Here is a 6,512-nt window from a genome sequence, read left to right as displayed (position 1 = left end):
CAGGAACCGTTCACGGCGGGTCTGGTACTTCGGCTTCGGGGCGCGTTTCTTGGGCATCGTCGTCAGGCTGAGGGCGGTGGAGAACACAGGGCACAAGGGTATCACTCAGACCCCTTCGCCAAAACGGAATTGTTCAGCGTTTCCCTAAAGCCATTCCAGCAATGCTATGCCGACCTCTGCGAGCAGGCCGGACTCGAGCGCGGGCAAGGTGCGCGCGAAATTTTAGAGCGCTACATCGAACACTGTAGGCAGTCTGACTATGATGAAAGTCTAGACGGGCTTGTTACCAACCCACTGCGGCGCATCATTCGGCGTAACGAAGCCGAGATCAGACAGCTTAAGAGTCGCCTTTCGGCACAAGCAGCGCAGAAATGACCGGCCTGCAGCAAGCCTTTTCACATACCGTGCAGATGCACAGCACTCGCCTCTTTCCAAAAGGCCAGGGTGCACAAGGCTATGCGCTTACCGGCATCGCCGCCCTCTGCGACTGGTGCGTCGTCACAGACCGGAATAAAAGTGGAACCTCCGCATGCATTCGTGGTGACCTCAATCGACAGCCGCGGACCGTCTTTCTGTCGATGCGTTCAGGTCTTCAGGCACTACATTACTTTCGTCAAGAAGTCCTGCCGCTCATCGAAAGCCCCTTTGTACTTCTCTCCGGTTCAGAGGATGTCACACTACCGAATCAATATGATCAGCGCTGGCCGCGCGCGACCGCTGAGCAGCGTCAGTGTTTCGATGAGATCATTGCCGATACCCGTGTCCTCCATTGGTTTGCCGAAAATCGGGATAGCGAGCATCCTAAGCTCTCGACCTTGCCGACGGGATACGTCTTCGAGCCCGGAGCCAGTGACCAGGTCAGTCTCCCTAAGATTGATCGACCACTGCAAGAGCGGCCATTACGAGTGCTCTGCGCGCATCGGGTGCGCGCGGGTCAGCAATGGGATCTGCGACGCCGAGTAACAGCGCGTTGTCTCAGTTCACTGCGTGAAGTTGCGACCGTGCATGAATTGGAGCTAACGCCCGCAGCATTTCAGCATGAGGTGCAGGCGCACTCCTTCGTGCTCTGCGTCGAAGGAGGTGGGCTCGACCCATCGCCAAAGGCTTGGCAGGCGATCGCCAATGGCAGTATTCCGATCGTGCGCGCATCTGTGTTAAGGGATGCCTACCAGCAGTTACCGGTCGCTTTCATCGATGACTGGGACTCAGACTGCCTCTCACTTGAACAACTAAGGGCGTGGCGAGATCAGCTCGCTCCTTGGTACGATCTGGGTGGGCCTCGTGCCCTGGTGAGGGAGCGCTTGTCGCTGCATTACTGGTGGAAGCAAATTGTATCCCGACTTCCCCGGCACGAGCGATCAGACATCGACACACCCTCCTTCCGGACTACTGCGCAAGATAATGTGTGCGTTGATCAACCATTCGATCTCAGTGTCAATCTGGAACCAGACTCGGAACCTACGCAGACCCCGGCGCTATTGGCCTGGGCACGGCTCATCACCGCCAACGATGATTGGGCCGCGTTCAAGGGTTGTCTGCCCGAAACCCTCGCCACGCAACCACGCCGCGCCGAGCTTGCCTTGCATGTAGCCTACGCCCATGCCTCTCTTGGCAGCATGGTCTACGCGCGCAATTGGCTCACTCATGCAGCAGACTGGTGTGACGACCGATCGGCGCTTGACCGAGCCTTTATCGGCGTTATCTGCTGCAAGAGCCCGAGGTTTCAGCACCAGCGTATCGAAAACGGCTGGGCAGCGCGCCTTTACGACATCTGGTCTCACACCCCTCGAAATATGCCAATTTCTCAAAGTCCTAACACCACGCCGAGCCCCCCTGTAAAGACGTTCTCAGCAACTATCCCGATGCGGGTTGACTTCCTGATCGCAGGCACCCAAAAAGGCGGAACACGCACCCTGGGTACCTACCTGCGACTACACCCCGGTATCCGCATGCCGCAGCGCAAAGAAGTCCACTTTTTCGACCACGAAAATCACTTCACCGGACGAAAAACTCCGAATTACGAAGCCTACCACCGGTACTTTCACGATACGGAAGCAAGCGCACTGCACGGCGAGGGCACACCAATCTACATGTACTGGCGACCGGCCGCGCAGCGCATCCATGCCTACAACCCCGAGATCAAGCTGATCTTGCTCCTGAGGAATCCGATCACACGGGCCTATTCACACTGGAACATGGAATACCGCCGCAACGCCGATAAGATCCCGTTTCTGGATGCCCTGCTGACCGAACAGGAGCGTTGCTGCACTGCGGCCCCGTTGCAACATCGTGTATTTTCTTACCTCGATCGCGGACGTTATACGGAACAACTCGAGCGTCTGTTCGCGTATTTTCCCAGACAGCAGATCCACATTATCAAGAGTGAGTATCTTTGGTCGCAGCCTCAGGAAGCACTCGATGGCATCTGTGAGTTCCTCGGTGTTCCGCCCCTGCCGCTGATCGATGACCTGCATGTATTCGCAGGCGAGTACTCCGCACCGATGCCCCTCGAGGCCAGAGAATTCCTCACCCACTACTTCGAGCCCGAAATCCTGGCCTTGGAAAAACTGATCGGATGGGATTGCAGCGACTGGTTGCCCCGCTGAAAACGCGGCATGGCCCCGAGCGTAATCATGCGGCCACCAATAACGGATGCAGCCGCAGCAGTCTGGGCGTCAGTTCAGCCCGGCGCGCGACCCGTTAATGCAGTCACTTTGGCAAGACTCCGAAACCCAGACCGTTCGGCTAATTGGTCGAATCAGACATAACCAAAATAGGATAAGCCGGCATACCCAACCCTCGATACAAAAGCCAATTCTTCAGGCGACTGGCATCTCCAAACTTCTTGTTTCGGTGGATTCGACAATCGGGCAATGATCATCTCTAAATCCGTCTGATTGACGTCGAGGAACTTCGCCAGCGGCGACAAGACCAGCGGATCCCCACACACTAAGTCCTCGTAACGCATCCAGCAGTACCTTCGACCAATGACACTTTGGCCAAAGCGTGCAACACCTAGATTGGCCTTCTGCCAAAAATCGATCGCACAGACAGGCGAATATACCGGTGGATCAAAGTTCTCTAGCATGATGCGACCATGCTTTAGCAATTGAGCCTGATTATTCGAGTAGGCCATATACCGACCGTCTCGCACTAAATGGATGAATCGCATCTCTGGCAAGACACAGTGGATCAACGGCAACAGCAACATGCTACGCGGATTCTTCCATCCCCAAGTCTGACACTGAGCATCCGGCACACATGAAGCGAAACGGTCGACAAGCTGCCGGAACTCTTTTTGAATCAAATAATTACCTTGGAAATCGGAAGGATCGGCGAGATAGGTATTCAGATGGTGCCCATAAAACGCGGCAAAGCTCTTTTCATCCAGCGATTCATTGAGGTTCGAGCCCATAAAATACCCAGCTTCCTGGAGTACCCGGACCAGAAAACGCGTGCCTGAACCTCCGCTTGCGCCAATCAACAACGGCCCGTTTCCATCGCGTATCGCCAAAGCACCACCCTTTCCAGGAACGACCAAAATGTTTCCCCAATTAGGCCCTAAAAGCGAGGAAGGTAGTCTGAGCCGCGACAAACGGAAAAAACGAGTGCCCGACTACAAGGCGGCAGCGAGTCCTAGTCGGGCGGTTACTCATTCGCCGTGCGCTTGAGGCACTGACCGAGATCCAGTCATAGATACAGCCGTCAATGATCTTGTTGGCGTCGTCGTTTCCATAGATCACGTTGGCAATCATAGTGTGTCCCGGCGGCGAGGCAATGACGAGAGTGGTGAGGCAGATCGGATGGCATCGCCACGAAACGCGCACGAATGCGGGCACTAGCGGGCACACTGCAGGCTAGTCTCCTGATCGCTCGAGTGGTTGTCAACCAAGACCTGCGCAGTCCAATGGCGTCAGAGCGGTCATGATCGGGGCAGCAGGCGCCCACTTGCAGGCCAATGCGCACCAGATCATCGCGAGCGCAGGAACGCAGCGCGTGGACAGGCGGGTGGCGCAATCGGTGGCTGAGCACCAATATGTCGGCTGGCCAAATAGGCGTGATGGAGAGGCGCAGCAGTGAGAGGGAGTTGTGTTCGCTTCCCCAGCGAATGAGCAAGCGCTTAAGGTCACAAACACCATTGGGCGGGTCGGGGCGATCATGGCCGCCCTACCCCGGCTCATGGTCTACACCGAATCATTGGCGCACCTGCCATCAGCCCCGTCACGACTGGCGCGACGCTCAAGCATCCATCAACAAGGGATGCCGCCGTAGCAGTTTAGGCGTCAGCTCGGCCCGGCGCGCGGCCAGCTCGAGATACCAGTCATAGCGCGTCTGGACATGCTGCTCGAGCAGGCGGTGCGCGCGCACCCAACGATAGGCGTTGTTGACGATGGAGCCCCGCAGCTCGGGCATCAGCAGGACGCGCGTGAGCTGTGCCGTCAGTTCCTCGGGTGTCTTGAACAGCAAGCCGGTGCGCTCCGGCTGAATGGTCTGGGCGTAGACGGTCGGGCTGGCCAAGGCCAGCGTGCCGCAGGCGGCGCACTCGAGGAATTTGAGGTCGGACTTGTACTGGTTGAAGCGTGAGTCCTGCAAGGGCAGCAAGGCGATGTGCGCCTCGCGCAGGGCACTGAGGTAGACGGGATAGTCGCACATCGGTGTAAAGCGCTTGTGCGAGGTTTCGAGCGCCTCGTAGAAGGCGCGGTCATAGATGACCTGAAACTCGACCTGGTCGGGAAAGGTTCCCAGCACGGCATTCAACGCCGGCATCAGCTCACGCCAGTCGTCCTGGCGATTCAGTGCGCCAAAGACGATCCGCAGCCGCTCGGAGGGCGCTCTGTCGGGCAGCGGCGGGACTTCGAGCATCTGATTGGCAAAGACCCGCACCTCGGGATTGAAGGGGCGGAAGTACGCGGCCAGTGCCTCCGTGGAGGTCTGGATGGCATGCACGCCCTTGAAGGTGAGGTAGTCGTTATCCCCGTGTTGCGGCCAGCGTTCGGGGTAGTCGTCATACTCGAGGACGATGACATAGCCCGCCTTCAACAGCGTCTTGATCTTGCGCACGCTGTCATCGCCCCGCGCCATGATGGGGCGCTGCCAAATGAAGAGCTTGGCGTCCCAATCGGTGCGCCAATCCAGCTCGATCGAGCGCCCGCCGCCGCGGATCTCAACACCGGGGATCTGCGCCAGGCGTTGATGGGGCTCATGGATGCGCTTGTCGTTGACGGCCGCGACCGGGCGCAGGCACAGGCTTTGGATCAAGACGCGCTTCATGTCATACCGCCCATGCTGCCACCACTGAGAGCCTGCGGAAATCGCTGAAGAGCGGCGCTCGGCGTCATCCACGCTTTCCTCGGGGCCGATACAAAAAACCCCCGGTCATGCCGGGGGGTGTTATGCAAAAGGCTGCGGCCCGTCCCTGGACCTTGGGACAGACCTTAGGTGATGCTGGAGTAGCCGATATCTCCGGCGTCGATGTCGCCCAGGTTCACCGCCAGGTCGGCCGTACCGTCGTTGTTCTGATCCCAGAACAGGTAGTCGTCATTCCCCGCGCTGTTGTCGACGAACAGGTAGACGTCATCCGCGATCCCGCTGCTGGTGTCGGCAAAGTGCGTGTTGGCCTGTCCCAGTGCGCTCGCGTAGTCGTTCGCGCCGGTGCCGGCGGTCTCGGCGTAGTTGAAGGCCGTACCGGAGGTGGCGGTGTCGATTTTGTCCGTCCCGACCCCCCAGTCCATGATCCGGTCCACCGTGGCCCCGCTGGAGTCGGCCGGGGAGTCGCCGACCTCGAAGTAGAAGAAGTCGTCTCCGGTCCCGCCCCAAAGCTCATCGGTGCCCGTACCGCCTTCGATGAAGTCAATCCCTTCGTTACCGAAGAGCGTATCGGCGCCGGCGCCGCCGGAGAGGCTGTCGTTGCCTTGCTCGCCGTAGGCGAGATCGTCTCCGTTACCGCCGCCGAGGATGTCGCCCTCGGTGTCGCTGGTGCCGTCGCCCGTGCCGCCGTAGAGGGTGTCGGCACCGGCGCCGCCTTCGACACTGTCAGAGCCGAGACCGCCGTAGAGCAGGTCGTTGCCCGTGCCGCCGTCAACGATGTCGACGCCCGCCTCGCCGCGCACGAGGTCGTCGCCGTCGCCGCCACCGACGTAAAGGTCGTTGCCGTCACCACCGAGCACGGTGTCGGCGCCGGTGCCGCCGTCGAGGCTGTCGGCACCGTCCTTGCCGTCCAGGATGTCGCCGCCGTCGCCGCCTTCAAGGGTGTCGTTGCCCAGGCCGCCGCGCACGTCGTCGTTGCCGGCGTCACCGACAACACGGTCGTCGCCTGCCCCGCCAAGGACGAGGTCGTTACCTGCCCCACCAAAGACGCTGTCAGCGCCATCGTTGCCTCTCACGGTGTCGTCGCCGTCGCCGCCATCGAGGCTGTCGTCGCCGTCGCCGCCATCAAGGCTGTCGGCACCGTCCTTGCCGTCCAGGATGTCGCCGCCGTCGCCGCCTTCAAGGGTGTCGTTGCCCAGGCCGCC

General features: G+C 59.6%; 5 protein-coding genes. 2 read left to right on the top strand and 3 right to left on the bottom strand.

The genetic code is table 11. The features are described 5' to 3' along the window. Both GJ668_RS20410 and GJ668_RS19105 read left to right on the top strand, forming a co-directional pair. Positions 1 to 375 (top strand): hypothetical protein (locus GJ668_RS20410; protein ID WP_222930825.1); only part of this gene is annotated, 375 nt, incomplete at its 5' end. Further along, positions 372 to 2,606, top strand: a complete 2,235-nt coding sequence (locus tag GJ668_RS19105; protein ID WP_155451690.1) for a sulfotransferase domain-containing protein — start codon at positions 372 to 374, stop codon at positions 2,604 to 2,606. The genes GJ668_RS20410 and GJ668_RS19105, both read left to right, overlap by 4 nt. Before the next feature lie 152 nt (positions 2,607 to 2,758). Here GJ668_RS19105 and GJ668_RS19100 read toward each other — a convergent pair whose 3' ends face one another. The 3 genes from GJ668_RS19100 to GJ668_RS19090 form a co-directional block, all read right to left on the bottom strand. Continuing rightward, positions 2,759 to 3,514, bottom strand: a complete 756-nt coding sequence (locus tag GJ668_RS19100; RefSeq protein WP_155451689.1) for a sulfotransferase — start codon at positions 3,512 to 3,514, stop codon at positions 2,759 to 2,761. A 725-nt stretch (positions 3,515 to 4,239) separates the two neighbouring features. Next, on the bottom strand, positions 4,240 to 5,271 hold the full coding sequence (locus tag GJ668_RS19095; RefSeq protein WP_155451688.1) for a glycosyltransferase: 1,032 nt from the start codon (positions 5,269 to 5,271) through the stop codon (positions 4,240 to 4,242). A gap of 164 nt (positions 5,272 to 5,435) precedes the next feature. Then, positions 5,436 to 6,512: calcium-binding protein (locus tag GJ668_RS19090; RefSeq protein WP_155451687.1), on the bottom strand; the 1,077-nt coding region annotated here is incomplete at its 5' end.

The organism is Allochromatium palmeri, assembly GCF_009720725.1.
Taxonomy (GTDB): Bacteria; Pseudomonadota; Gammaproteobacteria; order Chromatiales; family Chromatiaceae; genus Thermochromatium; species Thermochromatium palmeri.
This window is presented reverse-complemented; position numbering and strand designations above follow the sequence as displayed.

Bases quoted from the DNA above. Each gene is read 5' to 3' on its own strand.
- GJ668_RS19105 (WP_155451690.1), top strand. From the start codon at position 372: ATGACCGGCCTGCAGCAAGCCTTTTCACATACCGTGCAGATGCACAGC.
- GJ668_RS19095 (WP_155451688.1), bottom strand. From the start codon at position 5,271: ATGAAGCGCGTCTTGATCCAAAGCCTGTGCCTGCGCCCGGTCGCGGCC.